A 14,871-nucleotide genomic window follows, 5' to 3' on the forward strand; every position below is an offset into this window, starting at 1 on the left:
GCCCGCTCGCGCCTGCCAGCGGGCGCCGTCCGATGTGGCTTGATGGAGCTCTGGCGCCGCGGGCTATATCGAGTTGGTCTCGGACACAGCGTTGTTGTGCAAGCCGTGCGCCAGGGGCGAGAGCCTGTGTCCGACGACCGTTGGCCGGAGAGCCGCGCGACGCCGCGCCCGCGGCGCTACACGGGCGAGCGCTGGCCGGTAGGGTCGCACCGGGCGCGCTCCGTGCGCGCACATCCCCCCGCGGAGAGGAGCGTTTGAGCTGCGCGCTCCGCCGGCGCCGGCGCCGTGCTGCCCGCGTCGATTCCGTGCTTCTTCAGCAGCTGGTTCATCACGTACGGGCCAGGTCGGCGCGCCGACGGGCCTCTCGAGAGGAGCGAGCGCGTCGTCAAGCCAGGAGCGACATGCGGGATGGCGACACGGCCCCTCGCAGCAGGGGTGAGCCTGGCAGAGCGGCTCACGCCCGTTCGCGCGACGCGATCAGAAAGCGCCGGACACGCCGACGGCCGCGAGCGTCGCGCTCATCCGAGGCGTCCGGGCGTGATGACGTATTGTCGCGCCGATGCTCGCCCCCGACAAGCAAGCATATCGAGCCCAGGGCGCCGCCGAGCCGCGGCGTCATCGCCGCCGCTCCTTCTGCCGTCCCGCCCGTCCCGCCCGTCCCGCCCGTGCCGCGTGCGCCGGCGCGGCCGCCCCGCCGCGCGCCCAGGCGTCCCACGCGGGCTCCTGCCCGAAGTGACTCACGAGGAAGTCGATGAAGCTCCGGACCTTCGCCGGGAGGTGTCGCCCTTGCGGGTAGACGGCGTGAACGCCGAGCTCCGCCGGAGCATAGCGCGGCATGAGCGGGACCAGGCGGCCTGCGACGAGGTCCTCGCCCACGATGAACGTCGGCGCGACGCTGATGCCCAGCCCGCGGAGCGCGGCGACGCGCAGCAGCTCGCCGTTCGTCGACGTCAGCCGCCCCCGGATGCGCACGGACACCTCCTCGCCGTCGGGCCCGCTGAACCGCCACTGGCCCGGCGTCGCCCGGTACGCGTACTCGAGGCACTCATGGCGCTCGAGCTCGGCCGGCTCCCCTGGCGCGCCGTGACGCTCGACGTAGGCTGGGGACGCGCAGAGCACGGATCGGCTCGTCGCGACGCGACGCGCGGCCAGGCTCGAGTCCGGGAGCTCGCCGATGCGGACGGCGACATCGAACCCCTCCTCGAGCAGGTCGACCTTGCGGTCGTTCAGCGCCACATCGACGGCCACGCCCGGATACGCGAGGAGATAGTCGGCGATCACCGGCGCGAGGTGGCGCATCCCGAAGGTGATGGGCGCGGAGATCTTGAGCCGGCCCCGCGGCGCCTCCTGCAGCGCGCCGGTGGCGGCCTCGGCGCCCTCCACCTCCTCGAGGATGCGCGCGCAGCGCTCGTGGAGGGCCTCGCCCGCCTCGGTCAGGCTGAGCCGCCGCGTCGTGCGGTGGATGAGCTGCGCGCCCAGCCATTCCTCGAGCGCGCGGATGTGGTTGCTCACGCCCGCGGGGGAGAGCCCGAGCTCGCGCCCGGCCTTCGAGAAGCTCCCTGTCGCGACCACCTTCGTGAACACCGCCATGCTGGTCAAGCGGTCCATCCGGCACCCGCATCTTTCACGAACGCGGAAAGGTCCTTCACGCTCCAGGCTGGTTATCACGCGCCCGGGTCGGCCGCATCCATGTCCCGTGAGCCGCGGTGGCGCGCCGATTCCGGCCTGCACCGGCGGCGGAGGGATCATGAACATGGACCGGATGCTGAGCTTTCTCCTCCCTCGCGCGCTCGACCGCTCCACGGCGGCGGGCCTGCTCTTCGTTCGACTCGTGGGCGGCACCGCCATGGCCCTCCACGGAGCGCCGAAGATGATGGCCGCCACGAGCTGGATGGGCCCCGGCCCTGTGCCGGGGTGGCTCCAGGCGCTCGCTGCCTTCGCCGAGTTCGGCGGCGGCATCGCCTGGATCCTGGGCCTTGCCACGCCGCTAGCCTCTGTCGGGATCGCCGCGACCATGATCGTGGGTATTGTGATCGTTCACATTCCGATGAGCGACCCGTTCATCCGCTTGACAGTGCAGGGCGTCGACGCGGGGCCCGGCGTCCCTTTCGGCGGGCTGCCCGCCTGGTTCGTGCGCGCGGGCGGCCGGAGCCCCGGCGGCTCTGGCTCTTCGGAGCTCGCCTCGCTGTTCACGGCCATCGCGGTCCTCCTCCTCGGCGCGGGACCGGGGCAGCTCTCGCTCGACGCGCTGCTCGCGCGCCGCTTCTTCGCGCGTCGTTCGTCGGCCGCGCGGGACGTCGAGCACGCGGGCAAAGCGGCGCTCGTCCGCTGAGCTGCGGGCTCACGCGGCCGCGGGCCCGCGCTCGAGGCATGAAGCCGCGTCGCCAGCGCGGGCCTCCCGATGCGTCGATGACTCGACGAGGACAGCTCATCATAGCTCCAGGAGGGTGGGCGGCTCGCACAAGCGATCTCCGGCACCCGAGGCGGCGAGCCGCGGCCCGTCCAGCCGGCGGCCTCCATCACCGCTGCTGGTCGGCCCGCGCCCGCGCCCGCGGCCCCGCCGTCCGCCGTCGCCGCGCCGGCCGCGGAGAGCGTCGTCCAGGTCGACGCCGATTCGCCGATGAAGACGCCCTCGGGGGCCGCGTTCACCGCCCCCAAGGGCTGGAAGGTGACGACCCGCGGCGACGTCATGGTCCTGGAGGATGTGAATCGTGAGGTGTCCGTCACGTTCATCGAGCGCAAGGAGCTCGAGGCGGACGCCGCGATCGCCGCGGCCTGGCGGCAGGTGAAGCGCGACTTCGCCCGCAAGATCAAGCGCGTCACCACGCCGCCCGGGCGGCGCGGCTGGGACAGGTTCACGGACGTGGAGTACGAGACGACCACGGAGGAGGCGCGCGACGTCTTCGCCAGCGCCCGTCGCAAGCGCGACACCTGGTACGTGGCGCTGTTCGACGGGACGGAGGAGGGGTGGGGGAGGCGCTGGGCAGGCGCCAAGATCGCTTTCTTCAGCCTCAAGCCCGAGGGCGTCGAGGAGGAGTCGTTTCAGGGCAAGACGGCGCACGTGCTCGACGAGAGGCGCCTGCGCGAGCTCGAGTCCTTCATCGAGGAGGGTCGCAAGGCGGCGAGCATCCCGGGGCTGGCGGTGGCCATCCTCCAGGGCGGCAAGGTCGTCTTCGAGCGAGGCTTCGGCGTGAGGGAGCTCGGGAAGAAGGCCCCGGTCACCCCGAGGACGCTGTTCCGGATCGCGTCGACGACCAAGCCGCTGACATCGCTCTTGCCGTTCAACGGCGGCGTCTTCCGCCGCAAGCTCTTCGAGGTGCTCTTCGACGGCCGCGACGAGGCGCGGGAGGACCTCGCCTACGCCGCGCAGACCCAGGAAGCGGACTTCCGCCAGGAGATGAGCAAGGTCGACCTCGAGCCCGACCGGGCCTGGCTCGACCACCTCGCCGGGACGTACGAGCACCCGTGGTTCGGCGAGGTGAGCATCCGGGTGGAGGGGAACCGGGGCGTCTTCGACGCGGGAGAGTGGCAGAGCGGCGTCGGGCGAAAGAAGGAGGAGGACGGGACCGCCAAGCTGGTGCTCACGAGCCCTCCGTGGATCGGCTGGCCCGAGTTCGTGCCCAGCGAGGCGGACGGGAAGAGGACCCTCCACATGAGGGCCTGGCAGCGCAAGGTGGTGTTCGAGCCGGTGAAGGGGAAGTGAGCGCGCCGCCGCGATGGGCGCGCGCAGACCGGCAGCCGGGTTCAGCGATGTCTTGCGCGGCCACCTACAGACGCGCACTCATCCACGATGTCTTGCGTGATCACCTACAGACGCCCACTCGGGCGCGAGGCGGAAATGCTCGATACGATTCGTGGCCATTGTGAGCCGGCAGACCGGTAGAAAATCCTCGGGATGCGAGGCGCTCCACACCTCGACACTGGCTGCTTGACCGATGTACTCTGCCGGGTCGGATGGCCCAGCCTGATCGCACGACCAGCACGATCGACGATTATCTGCAGCACTGTATGGATCTGGTCTTCATCGCTACCGAGGGCGGCGCGGTCCTCCGCACGAGCGGCGCGCTCGCGCGGGCGATGAGCCCGGAGCTCCACGCGGCCTCGCAAGCTGGTCTCGCCCCGCTGGTTCACCCTGACGATCGGCGCTCGTTCGACGAGGCGTGGGCGCGCCTCCGCGGCGCGGCGGAGCCCATGGTCCTCGATCTGCGGCTGAAGACCGCGGATGGATCGTTCAAGTTCTTCGAGTGCGCCGCGCGGTGGGTGCCCGAGCGGGAAGAGGTCTATGGGTCGCTCCGCGACGCGGAGGAGCGGATCGAGCAGGAGATACGGCTCAAGCTCCTCAGGGCGATCAACGATCAACTCCCCATCTGTCTGTGGGCGATCGACGAGCGGGGGGTCTTCGTTCATCATGACGGAAAGGGGCTCGCGGCCGCCGGGCTCAAGCCGGGGCAGTTCCTCGGGCTCAACATCTTCGACATCTACCCGGAGGACGGCACGGCGGAGCTGCGCAAGGCGCTCGCGGGCACGATGTCTTACTTCGTGAACGAGCTGGAAGGCGTCCACTGGGAGGCCTGGTACCTGCCCATCCATAACGAGGGTGGCGAGGTCACCCACGTCGCGGGCGTCACCCTCGACGTCACGGCCGCGAAGCGCACCGAGCAGGAGCTCCGGGCCAAGCTGGAGCTCATCCAGCGGCAGCAGCAGGTGATCCGCTCGCTGTCGACGCCGATCATCCAGGTGTGGGACCGCGTGCTCACGCTGCCCCTGGTGGGCATCTTCGACAGCACGCGGGCCGCCGACGTGATGGATGGGGTCCTCCGCGAGGTCGTCCGGACGCAGGCGCGCTATGCGATCCTCGATCTGACCGGCATCGAGGCGATGGACACCGAGACGGCGAACCACCTCATGAGGCTCTCCGGAGCCATCAAGCTCCTCGGCGCCGAGGGGATCATCACGGGGATCCACCCGGCGATCGCGCAGACCCTCGTCGGGCTCGGCGTGGACCTCGCGTCGATCGAGACGCGCTCGACGCTGCGGCAGGGGCTCGAGCACTGCATTCGAAGGATGGGCGGCGAGACGAGGCGGCGCGCCCGGGGCTGACGGGCCGCCCTGCGCGAGCTCCCCCGCCGGCGCCGCCAGGCGGGGACCAGCCCCGGCGCCGCGGCGGTGGAGCGCGGCTCGAGCGCGCCGCGCCGCCTGACGCGGCCTCTGACGTGACCTCTGACGTGACCTCTGACGTGACCTCTGACGTGACCAAAGAGACAGAGTGCGCCGACGTCGTCGGGGAGCGCCGCCAAGGCGATGACTCCATACCTGCGCTTCGGCCTGTGCAGCTAGAACGCCGGGAGTACGACATCAAGCCAAGGGGAAATCGAGCATCGAACAGGCGGCAGATCCCGGGTTCCGTCCGCGGAGATCGCTTGACTCGATTTGAAAGGATATTTATATTGTTCCTTTGATCCTTTTCAATTTGTGAGCACCCAGCGAAAGGGGTGAGATCCATGAGCACGAACAGCGGTCGTGTCAGCAGCTTTCTGCGTCGTGTCCTGCCGGTCGCCTCCGCCGTCGCGCTGGCGGGCGCCGTCACCGTCCTTGTCGCGACGCCGGCGGAGGGCACGCCTCCGAACGGCGTGATGGAGCTCAAGGCGCTGCACGAGATCGAGCAGCTCGAGTACTGCTATGCGGCCGGAACCGACGCGATCGGCCGCGGTGACCTGGAGAAGGGCAAGCAGATCTATTCGAGGTGCTTCACGCCGAACGCTCCGGTCCTCATCTGGGAAGCCGGGGCCGCGCCGGATGATCCGCCGGTCGTCTCGGTGCCGAGCGCCGAGGCCTGGGCCGACTTCATCGACGAGCTGTTCGCGGCGTCCGGCTATGTCGCCACGCAGCACCTGATCAGCAACGTTCGTGTCGACATCCTCCCTGGCGGCCACCGGGCGAAGATCACCTCGTACCTGATCGCGACGCACATCTATGACCCGCTGAGCAGCGTCCAGGTGGCGCACGGCACGTACGAGAACGAGGCGGTCTGGACGCCCTCCGGCTGGAAGCTCAGCAAGCGCACCTTCCGCACCTCGGCGTTCATGCGCATCGACTCGCCGGAGCCCTGAGTCGGGGGCTCGTGAGCTCGCGCCCGAGCGACGCCGCGAGAGCTCGCGCCGCCTCGGGGCAGGGCAAAGCAGAAGATACCGTCCAATCAATCTGTGAACGTTCACATATGCGGTATCGACCCCGATCGATCAGCCCGCGGCGATCCTCCAGCCCGGGACGCCACGCTCCCAGGATGCCTTCTTCCTCGTAGGGTAGCTCACGCGGGTACCGCCGCCGGCCGCCCCTGCGCGACGGTCGGGATCGAGGAGGGTCGCGCGGCGGGTTTTGATTGACGCCGGCTATGTGAACGCTCACAATCTGTGTCCCAGGTATTCTTCCGTATTGTCCTGTACAGGCACGTCGTGTGCCCCAGGGCCTCCGTCCTCCTGCGCATCAACCTCGACGCCGGGCTCTGAGGAGCTCGCTGGCCCGATCGGGCATCCCTCTGGAGACTAGCATGATCACTCACTTCGATTTGCCCCGCCAAGCTCTGACCCCGTGCCGTTCCCTTCGTCGTCTCTCTGCGCTCGGTTGTGTGCTCGCGGCGCTCGCCGCTTGCGGCAGCGACCCGGCGGACGAGCAAGAGCCCGCTGGTGGGACGGGCGGCTCGGCGAATCCGACGACGAGCGCCAGCGGTTCGACGAGCGCCAGCGGCACGACGGGCGTAGGGGGGGCGGGCTCAGGCGTGTCGACCACCGCCGCGAGCGTGGGGAGCACGACGGGCGCGGGCGGCGACGCGGCGACCGTGGGGACCGGTGGCGCTCCGGGGACCGGGGGTGCCGGCACAGGCGGCTCGGAGACGTTCTGCGAGCTGCCCACCACGTTCAAGTGGAAGTCGGGGCAGCCCGTGATCAGCCCCAAGCCGCCTGCCGGCCGTACCTTCGCCTCCGTCAAGGACCCGACGATCGTGTTCTTCGAGGACAAGTACCACGTCTTTGCCACCGTGTTCGACACCACGTCGGGCAACGGCGGGTGGCAGTCGGTGTACTTGAACTTCACGGACTTCCCTCAGGCGCCTGCCGCCGAGCAGCACTACATGGGGAGCTGGCCCACCGGCAGCACCGTCGCGCCTCAGGTCTTCTATTTCCGGCCGCACAACAAGTGGTACCTCATCTACCAGTGGAACGGCAGGTACTCGACCAACGACGACATCAACAACATGAACGGCTGGAGCCGGCCCCAGTCGCTGCTCCGAGGCGAGCCTGGCGCCATGGGGAGCACGCTCGGCGCGCTGGACTTCTGGAACATCTGCGACGACGACTATTGCTACCTCTTCTTCTCGCGGGACGACGGAAAGCTCTACCGCTCCAAGGTCAGCATCGAGGACTTCCCGAAGTTCGACGGCTACGAGGTCGTCATGACGGCTCCCAGCGCGGGGCTCCTGTTCGAGGCGAGCAACGTCTACAAGGTGGATGGCTCGAACAAGTACCTGCTCCTCGTGGAGGCGTTCGACAACAGCCCTCGCTTCTTCAGGTCGTGGACCTCCGAGAGCCTCGACGGCCCCTGGGCTCCCCTGGCTGACACCAAGAACAATCCCTTCGCCGGTCCCGCAAACGTGACCTACGAGGGCGGGGACTGGTCCGACGACATCAGCCACGGCGAGCTGGTCCGCTCCGGGCACGACGAGAAAATGACCATCAGCGCGTGCAACATGCGGTTCCTCTACCAGGGGCGGGATCCCAGCGTCGGGGGGGAATACGGCCGCTTGCCCTACAAGCTCGGCCTGCTGACGCTCCAGGAGTAGCTCCGCCAGGAGCCGCGCATCGAGCCCGTGGCGACGCGAAGTCACCGCGGGCTCGATCGCTTCCAGGACACCTGACAGGTTCAAACCGCGAGAAATTGAACCACAGAGGCACGGGGGACACAGAGTTCTTCTTGGGTTGTTCCTCTGTGTCCTCTGTGCCTCTGTGGTTCAAATCTCTTCATTCCCGGGCGTTTCAGTCTGATTGTGCTCTGGCCTCCGGGAGGCGAGAGAGCGCGCCCGGAGCGCCCTTACGGCACGTCCTTCCCGGGCGTTTCAGTCTGATTGTGCTCTGGCCTCCGGGAGGCGAGAGAGCGCGCCCGGAGCGCCCTTACGGCACGTCCGCGAAGAAGTCGAGCATCGCCTGGATGGCGAAGCACGGAACGCCGTGGCTCGTGTTGCTGTACGAGGGATCGTCGTGTGAGCACCAGATCGTCGGCTCCGAACAGCCGCTGTAGGAGATGCAGCCGGGGTTCACCGCCTTGCCGCTGCTCTGGCAGCCCATGACCTCGGAGTACGGCGTCGAGCTCATCTCGCACATGTTGGCGGCGCGGAACCTCGCGACCGTGCTCGCGCCGTCCCCCCCGCGCACCGTGTCGTTCTTGCCCTGGATGTACATCACGGGCACGGACACCTGCAGGGCGCCGTAATCGGAGGCCGCGACGGGCGCGACCGCCCTGAAGTTCAGGTGCTCGGCATCGGACTTGTGCGCCAGGATCTGCACGATCATCTGGGCGCCGGAGCTGTGGCCGGTGGCGAACACACGGTCCATGTCGACGCAGTAGTTGTCCATGAGGTCGTCGTAGATTCGAAGGACCTTGGCGATGTCGCTGTTGTAGTTCCAGCAGCCACCCCCGTCCGACGACCTTCCCACGGCGCGCACGTACTCCGTCTCGAACGCCGACCCCCGGGTGAGGTTGAGGAACTGGTCGATCGGGTTGCCGCAGGCGTGAAAGCCCACCAGGAGGGGGAGAGGGGTGCTGCCGTCGTAGCTTTCCGGGAACGTGTAGATGTGATCGTTGTCGACCGTCACCTTTCCGTTCGCCGGCCGCCCCGACTTGCCACAGCCCGGGCTCGGGTTGCCCACGGTCGGTTCGGCGCCGCCGGTTCCCGTGCCGCCGCCCCCTGTCGACGTTTCGCTCCCGGTCGACGAGCCGCCCCCTGTCGACGTTTCGCCTCCGGTCGATGCAGCTGTCGCGCCACCCTCGCCGCTCGTGGCAGCGTCTGCCCCGCCCGTGGAGGGGGCGCCGCCGCCCGTGACCTGACCGCTTCCGCCACCTCCCGTGCCGGACGAGCCTGTCTCGGACGAGCAAGCGAGAACCATCAAGGCGATGGCGGGCAAAGAGGAACGAACACCTGAGCTGGGCATGGTCTGGACCCTCTGGTGATTGCGAGGTTCGTCTTTCGGTAATCGCCACGTGGCGACTCCGCGATGCGCTCGGGGGATGGTCTCGGGGCGCGGGACGCCCCGTCCGAAGCAAGGCAAAAGGATGCCCCCGGGTCGCAATGTGAACGATCACACGACGGGCGTCAATTCCAATTGACCGGCCCGCGGGCGTCGTCGAACCCGGGGGAGGACAGGGCTGACGAGGCTCCTTCGGAGCACCGCGTCAGCGGGGTGGAGCAGGATCAGCTCGCGCGTGCCTCCGCCGCGAGCGCTGCCTCGTGCGCCGCGGCGAGCTCTGCGTCCTTCGCCGCGATCCGCGCGAACGCCGGCCGGCTGCACACCCGCGCGACGTAGCCCTTCACCTCCGGCAGCTCGGGCACGAGCTTGAACTTCAGCATCCAGTCGAGCGCCCCGCCCCAGAGGACGTCGGCCGCGGAGAGCCGGTCGCCGAGCAGATACGGCCCCTTCCGGAGCGCCTCCGCCACGACCCCGAACATCGTATCGAAGTCTCCGTACGGCGACGTCGAGGCTGGCGCCGGTTCGCGCTTCATCGCCCGATCGACGACGGCCGGCTCGAAGCACGACCCGTAGTACGCGATCCACCGGAGATACGGCCCGCGCCGCGGATCCCCGAGGGCAGGGGCCAGGCCCGCCTCCGGGAACAGATCGGCGAGGTAGATGACGATCGCGACCTGCTCGGTGACGAGCGCGCCGTCGTGCAGAATCGCGGGCACCTTCCCGAGCGGGTTCACGGCGAGGTAAGGGGACTTCCGTTGCTCCCCGGCCTTCATGTTGAGGACGCGCAGCTCGTACGGCGCGCCCAGCTCCTCGAGCAGGATGCGCGTGCCAGCCGAGCGCGAGTTCGGTGAGTGGAACAAGACGAGGTTGCCCCGCGGGGTCGTGGTCGAATCAGCCATGTTGCTGCCTCCGGGGACGGACGCTAAAGCCACGGCCAGGCGTGGTATTGTAAAAGAGCGCCACGCGCGATCATGAGCCTGAGCATCACCCCGGAGGACCCTACCCGCGGCATCCTGAACCCCGCCGCGGGCCTCCAGCGCTTCGAGCTGCGCCGCCACGCGCCCGCGCCCGACCTGGCCAGGCTCATCGACTGGCACTGGGTCGTCCGCTGGTCGCTCGCCGCGCCGTTCGAGCAGGAGATCCTGCCGCACCCCTGCGTGAACCTGGCCATCGAGGCGCCGGGCTCGGCGGTGCACGGCATCGGGACCCGGCGCGAGGTCGCCCGGCTCGAGGGGACGGGGCGCGTCGTCGCGACGAAGTTCAAGCCGGGCGGCTTCTTCCCCTTCGCGCCGCTCCCCATGCGCCGGCTGGTCGACAGCGTCGTCCCCCTGGTCGAGATCTTCGGCGGCGTGGCCGGGCCGCTCGAGCGCGCCGTGCTCGACCAGCCGGACGACGCCGTCGCGATCCGCGCCGTCGAGGAGGCCCTGCGCGCGCGCAAGGGCCCGGAGGACGCCGGGCTCGACGAGGCCATGGCGCTCGCCTCCCGCGCGCAGGGCGACCGCGACATCCACCGCGCCGAGGATCTCGCCCGGGTCGCGGGGGTCTCGGTCCGCACGCTGCACCGCGCGTTCGAGCGGTACATCGGCGTCGGGCCCAAGTGGATCATCCGGCGGTCGCGCGTGCAGGAGGCCGCGGAGCGCGTGGCCTCGGGCGCGCCCGTCGCGTGGGCGGCGCTCGCGCAGGAGCTCGGGTATCACGATCAGGCGCACCTGATCCGCGACTTCAAGGCTCAGGTCGGCTTCACGCCGGCTGCCTACGCGGAGCGGTGCGCGGCAGCGCTGTTGAAAGAGGGGGCCCCCGGCGTGAAGGGATGACGAGCGCCCGGGGGCGAGGGCCGCGCGTCAGCCACGGCTCGACGACGAGCGCGCGATCGCGCACCGGCGAGCTCACGATCGCGAGCTCGAGCTCGCCGCGGAGGAGCGCGGCGACCGGCTCGCGCCGCGCCGCGCTGCGCAGCAGCCCCGTCAGCGCACCAGGCGGCGCGGCGATGGCGCGGCGTGGGCCTGGAGCGAGCCGCGGACGCAGCGGAAGCCCACGTCGACGTCCCGGGTGCCGGCGAACAGGAAGTGGCGCGACGCGGCCCGCAGCCGGTGCTTCGCGATGACGCGCCACGAGCCGCCGCGGAGCACGCGCCCGGAGCCCGACGAAGGCCCGATCGGATTGCTCACCGGGCCATCCGTGGCGGGGTAATCACCGTACCAGTCCCAGCACCACTCCCAGACGTTGCCGGCCATATCGAGGATCCCGAACGGCGACGCTCCCCTCGGATAGTACCCCACGGGGCTCGGGCCGGCCCGCTTCGCGAGCACCGGGCTCTTGATGCGCGTGTCGCTCCAGGCGAGCTGGTCCGACGGCGGGTCATCACCCCAGGGGTACATCCGTGCATCGGTGCCCCGCGCCGCGTACTCCCACTCTGCCTCGGTGGGGAGCCGGTAGCCGTTCGCCTCGCGGTTCCAGGTCACGTCCTTCCCGTCGAGCTGGTAGGCGGGCTCGAACCCCCGGAGCGCGGAGAGGCGATTGCAGAACTCGATGGCGTCCCACCAGCTGACGTTGTTCACCGGGAGCTCGTCCCCCAGGGGGGAGGCGCGGCTCGCGCCCATCACCTCGCGGTAAGCCCGCTGGGTCACCGGGTGGACGCCCATCCTGAACGCCGCGACCATCACCTGCCGCCGCGGTCGCTCGTCGGCCTTCGCTGAGGTGTCCTCGTTGCGGCTGCCCATCCAGAAGCGCCCGCTCACGATCACGCCCATCTCGAGCTTCAGCGCGCTCAGATCGAGCTGAGCGGCGTCCACCGCATGGGCCAGGCCGCCCGCCAGCGCGCCGAGCGCCGCGGCGCCCAGGGCCGGGATCCCGGTCGCCGGCGTGGCCGTGGCCGTCCCGGCCGACGCCGGAGGGAACTCGGACCCGCCGCGCTGCGCCCACGCCGCGCCGCGCGGCCGGATCGCGATGCGCAGCGCCGCGCAGAAGTCCTCGACGCTGCCGTACCGCTTCTCGCGCTTCCAGGTGATCGCCTGCTCCAGGACGGCCTTGACCGTGCTGTCACACGAGAGCTCCCGCAGGAACGCCGGCCGGTCGTGCACCGCCTCGGCCGGCAGCTGGGCGCCGTGGAGGCAGAAGAGCGCGGTCATCCCGAGGCCGTACACGTCGGCCCGCGCGTCGGCGTCCTGGGGCCGGTCCATCGCCTCGGGCGCGCTGTACACGTACGTGCCGAGCGCGCCTGTCCGCGTCCCGCCCGTCGTGTCCGCGGCCGCGACGAGGTCGAAGTCCGTCAACCGCGGCTCGCCCGACGCTTCGAGCAGGATGTTCGCCGGCTTCACGTCGCGGTGCACGAGGCCCTTCGCGTGCGCCGCGCGGAGGGCCTCGCCGACGCGCAGGACGAGCGGGATCACCTGGGCCGCCGGGAAGCGCTGCTGGAGGACCGCCTGGTGCAGGTCGCCGCCGCCGACGAACTCCATGACGAAGAAGTGAAAGCCGCCGTCCTCGCCGTGCGGCTCGACCACCCGCACCACGCCGGGGTGCTCGATCCCCGCCATGCGCTGGGCGCCCCGGAAGAAGCGCTCGCGCCGGGTCGCGTCCTCCGCGAGGCTCGAGTGCAGCACCTTGATGGCGACCACCTGCCCCTGCTCGTCGTCGCGCGCGCGCCACACGTTCGCGAACCCGCCCCGCCCGATGCGTTCGAGGAGCAGGTACCTGCCGCCCGGCCCCAGCCTGTCCCCGGCGCGGAGCTGTCCCCCTTCGCGCAGCTGCCGCCGGAGGTCCAGGACGTCGCGCTGCGCATCCGCCGTGTCGGCGCCGGCCAGCTGCAGCGCCCTGAGCCGCCCGCGCGCCCGCTCCAGCTCCTGGGCGAGCCGGCGGGTCTCCATGTCCGGGTAGCTCGGCCTGTAGCTGTGCGGGCGCGGAGCCTTCCAGTCCAGGGCCGCGCGGATGCCGAGCACCACGTCCGTCCAGGCCTCGTCACGATCGGGCCGAGCCTGGATGGGGCGGTCGTTGTCCGGCAGGGCCGAGAGGTGCCCGAAGGGCGCGCCCTTCCAGTCGCACGCCCTGACCAGGATCGGGATCACGCGCGTCGAGCCGGCCGCGTGGCGCGCCATCGCCCGCTCCATCTCGGCGTCCCAGCAGGAAGACGAGGCGATGAAATCGGCGCTGACGAGGAGCAGAATGAGCTGCGCCGCCTCGAGGTGCTCGCGCACCTCCGCCTCCCAGCGGGCGCCCGCCTCGATCTCCCGGTCGTGCCACGCGCGGAGGATCCCCTGGTGCTGCAGGACCGCGAGGTGGGCCACGAGCTCCCGGAGGGCGGGCTCGTCCCTGCGCACGTAGGAGATGAAGACGTCGATGGGCTTCAGCACGGTCGTCCGAGGTGTCAGCCGGCGGGTCGGAACTCGCGACGCATCGATCAGGGGAACTTACCAGGAAGAACAAACGACTTCTGGGAAGTCAAGACCGTCGTGGCCGTCCGCGCGCGCGTTCCCACCGCGCGTTCCCACGGCGCGTCCAACGACGCTGTCAGGCGCCGCAGGAACTCGACTGGCACCTTGACGAGGACAGCGGCCACCGCCCTTCGTTAGCCGCAGCGCGCGGCGTCAGCCGGTCTGGCGCGCCCTGCGCTGCGGCTAACGAAGGGCGGTGCGCACCGCCGCGTCGAGCGCGTCGAGCACCAGACGCACGCGCGGCACGTTCCGCAGCTCCCGATGGTACGCGAGGAAGATGGGCGCCGACGGCAGCTCCGCGTCGACCTCGAGCCGCACGAGCCCCGCTGTCGCGCGCGCCGAGGGGTCGGACATGAGCACGATGCCCTGACCCTGCAGCGCCGCCTCGAGGAGCGCGAAGTGCGAGTTCGACCGCAGGACGAAGCGCTTCGCCCCGTGGGTCATGAGCCACGTCATCTTCGGCCCTTGCGCCAGCGTCCCCTCGTAGCCGACGAAATCGTGGCGCCCGAAATCGGCGGTCTTCAGGCGCCCGCCCCGGAGCCGCCGCTCGACGTAGCTCGGCGCGGCGTAGAGCCCGAACGAGGCGCGCCCGACCGCGCGATGGACGACCGCGGGCGACGACGACTTGATCGAGCGCATCGCGATGTCCGCCTCGCGCCGCGCGAGATCGACGAGCCGCGTCTCCGAGAGGATCTCGAGCAGGAGCCCCGGGTGCAGCCGCCGGAGCTCGCAGAGGAGCTGCGTCACGGGCTGAACGATGGTGTCGGCCAGCGACACGCGCACCGTCCCGGAGAGCGCTTCTTCGCCCTCATCACGGCGGATCGCGTGGAGCCCGCTCTCGATCTGCTCGGCGAGCGCCACGAGGTCGAGCGCGTCGGGCTCGACGGACGTCCCCCCGTTGCTCCGGTGCACGAGCGGCCTCCCGAGCGACGCCTCCAGCGCGTCGATGCGCCGCGCCGCCGTGGAGGTCGAGACCCCGAGCGCCTTGCCCGCGGCGAGGAAGCTGCGATGGCGGTGCAGCGCGAGGAGCACGCGGAGATCGTCCCAGAGCGGAGAGCCGGCGCTTTGCATCCCTGGAAACCGGCCTACCATCGGTGCCCGTTGCCGACAAGCGCGCCGGAGGCCGTCCTTGGGCCATGAAGGCTCCCGGCTTCACGGGCGAGGCGTGATGGTCGCGGGCGCGCTCGTCGAGGAGACGGGCATCGGCC

Annotated in this window: 11 protein-coding genes; 6 read left to right on the forward strand and 5 right to left on the reverse strand. The window is 70.4% G+C overall.

The window, feature by feature from the left end:
• Nucleotides 1-615: 615 nt before the first annotated feature.
• Complete coding sequence (locus tag WME85_RS05345; protein ID WP_437835730.1) at nucleotides 616-1,608, reverse strand: LysR family transcriptional regulator; 993 nt, start codon at nucleotides 1,606-1,608, stop codon at nucleotides 616-618.
• Between the two features lie 139 nt (nucleotides 1,609-1,747).
• Between WME85_RS05345 and WME85_RS05350 the strand changes: the two genes are divergently transcribed.
• The 5 genes from WME85_RS05350 to WME85_RS05370 all read left to right on the forward strand — a co-directional run bounded on the left by WME85_RS05350 (nucleotide 1,748) and on the right by WME85_RS05370 (nucleotide 7,834).
• Complete coding sequence (locus tag WME85_RS05350) at nucleotides 1,748-2,332, forward strand: DoxX family protein (protein WP_437835732.1); 585 nt, start codon at nucleotides 1,748-1,750, stop codon at nucleotides 2,330-2,332.
• 288 nt (nucleotides 2,333-2,620) lie between these two features.
• On the forward strand, nucleotides 2,621-3,703 hold the full coding sequence (locus WME85_RS05355; RefSeq protein ID WP_437835733.1) for a serine hydrolase: 1,083 nt from the start codon (nucleotides 2,621-2,623) through the stop codon (nucleotides 3,701-3,703).
• A 251-nt stretch (nucleotides 3,704-3,954) separates the two neighbouring features.
• Entirely contained in the window at nucleotides 3,955-5,100 is a 1,146-nt protein-coding gene (locus WME85_RS05360) for a PAS domain S-box protein (RefSeq protein ID WP_437835735.1), read from the forward strand.
• A gap of 401 nt (nucleotides 5,101-5,501) precedes the next feature.
• A complete protein-coding gene (locus WME85_RS05365) occupies nucleotides 5,502-6,110 on the forward strand; it encodes a nuclear transport factor 2 family protein (RefSeq protein ID WP_437835738.1) in 609 nt (202 codons plus the stop codon).
• Between the two features lie 665 nt (nucleotides 6,111-6,775).
• The gene (locus tag WME85_RS05370; RefSeq protein ID WP_437835741.1) at nucleotides 6,776-7,834 is read left to right on the forward strand and encodes a non-reducing end alpha-L-arabinofuranosidase family hydrolase; all 1,059 of its coding nucleotides are present in this window, start codon (nucleotides 6,776-6,778) and stop codon (nucleotides 7,832-7,834) included.
• 328 nt (nucleotides 7,835-8,162) lie between these two features.
• On the opposite strand, the gene WME85_RS05375 is transcribed toward WME85_RS05370, so the two are convergent.
• Complete coding sequence (locus WME85_RS05375; protein WP_437835743.1) at nucleotides 8,163-8,918, reverse strand: alpha/beta hydrolase family esterase; 756 nt, start codon at nucleotides 8,916-8,918, stop codon at nucleotides 8,163-8,165.
• 542 nt (nucleotides 8,919-9,460) lie between these two features.
• The gene (locus tag WME85_RS05380) at nucleotides 9,461-10,135 is read right to left on the reverse strand and encodes a glutathione S-transferase family protein (protein WP_437835745.1); all 675 of its coding nucleotides are present in this window, start codon (nucleotides 10,133-10,135) and stop codon (nucleotides 9,461-9,463) included.
• 72 nt (nucleotides 10,136-10,207) lie between these two features.
• Between WME85_RS05380 and WME85_RS05385 the strand changes: the two genes are divergently transcribed.
• Complete coding sequence (locus WME85_RS05385) at nucleotides 10,208-11,050, forward strand: DUF6597 domain-containing transcriptional factor (protein ID WP_437835747.1); 843 nt, start codon at nucleotides 10,208-10,210, stop codon at nucleotides 11,048-11,050.
• A gap of 150 nt (nucleotides 11,051-11,200) precedes the next feature.
• Here WME85_RS05385 and WME85_RS05390 read toward each other — a convergent pair whose 3' ends face one another.
• Both WME85_RS05390 and WME85_RS05395 read right to left on the reverse strand, forming a co-directional pair.
• The gene (locus WME85_RS05390; protein ID WP_437835749.1) at nucleotides 11,201-13,582 is read right to left on the reverse strand and encodes an SUMF1/EgtB/PvdO family nonheme iron enzyme; all 2,382 of its coding nucleotides are present in this window, start codon (nucleotides 13,580-13,582) and stop codon (nucleotides 11,201-11,203) included.
• Between the two features lie 264 nt (nucleotides 13,583-13,846).
• Complete coding sequence (locus WME85_RS05395) at nucleotides 13,847-14,734, reverse strand: LysR family transcriptional regulator (RefSeq protein WP_437835751.1); 888 nt, start codon at nucleotides 14,732-14,734, stop codon at nucleotides 13,847-13,849.
• Between the last annotated feature and the right edge of the window lie 137 nt (nucleotides 14,735-14,871).

This window comes from Sorangium sp. So ce1153 (genome assembly GCF_051521595.1).
Classification (GTDB): Bacteria; Myxococcota_A; Polyangia; order Polyangiales; family Polyangiaceae; genus Sorangium.

Coding starts and splice junctions, on each gene's coding strand:
- WME85_RS05345 (WP_437835730.1), bottom strand. CDS start 1,608: ATGGACCGCTTGACCAGCATGGCGGTGTTCACGAAGGTGGTCGCGACA.
- WME85_RS05350 (WP_437835732.1), top strand. CDS start 1,748: ATGAACATGGACCGGATGCTGAGCTTTCTCCTCCCTCGCGCGCTCGAC.
- WME85_RS05355 (WP_437835733.1), top strand. CDS start 2,621: ATGAAGACGCCCTCGGGGGCCGCGTTCACCGCCCCCAAGGGCTGGAAG.
- WME85_RS05360 (WP_437835735.1), top strand. CDS start 3,955: ATGGCCCAGCCTGATCGCACGACCAGCACGATCGACGATTATCTGCAG.
- WME85_RS05365 (WP_437835738.1), top strand. CDS start 5,502: ATGAGCACGAACAGCGGTCGTGTCAGCAGCTTTCTGCGTCGTGTCCTG.
- WME85_RS05380 (WP_437835745.1), bottom strand. CDS start 10,135: ATGGCTGATTCGACCACGACCCCGCGGGGCAACCTCGTCTTGTTCCAC.
- WME85_RS05385 (WP_437835747.1), top strand. CDS start 10,208: ATGAGCCTGAGCATCACCCCGGAGGACCCTACCCGCGGCATCCTGAAC.
- WME85_RS05395 (WP_437835751.1), bottom strand. CDS start 14,734: ATGCAAAGCGCCGGCTCTCCGCTCTGGGACGATCTCCGCGTGCTCCTC.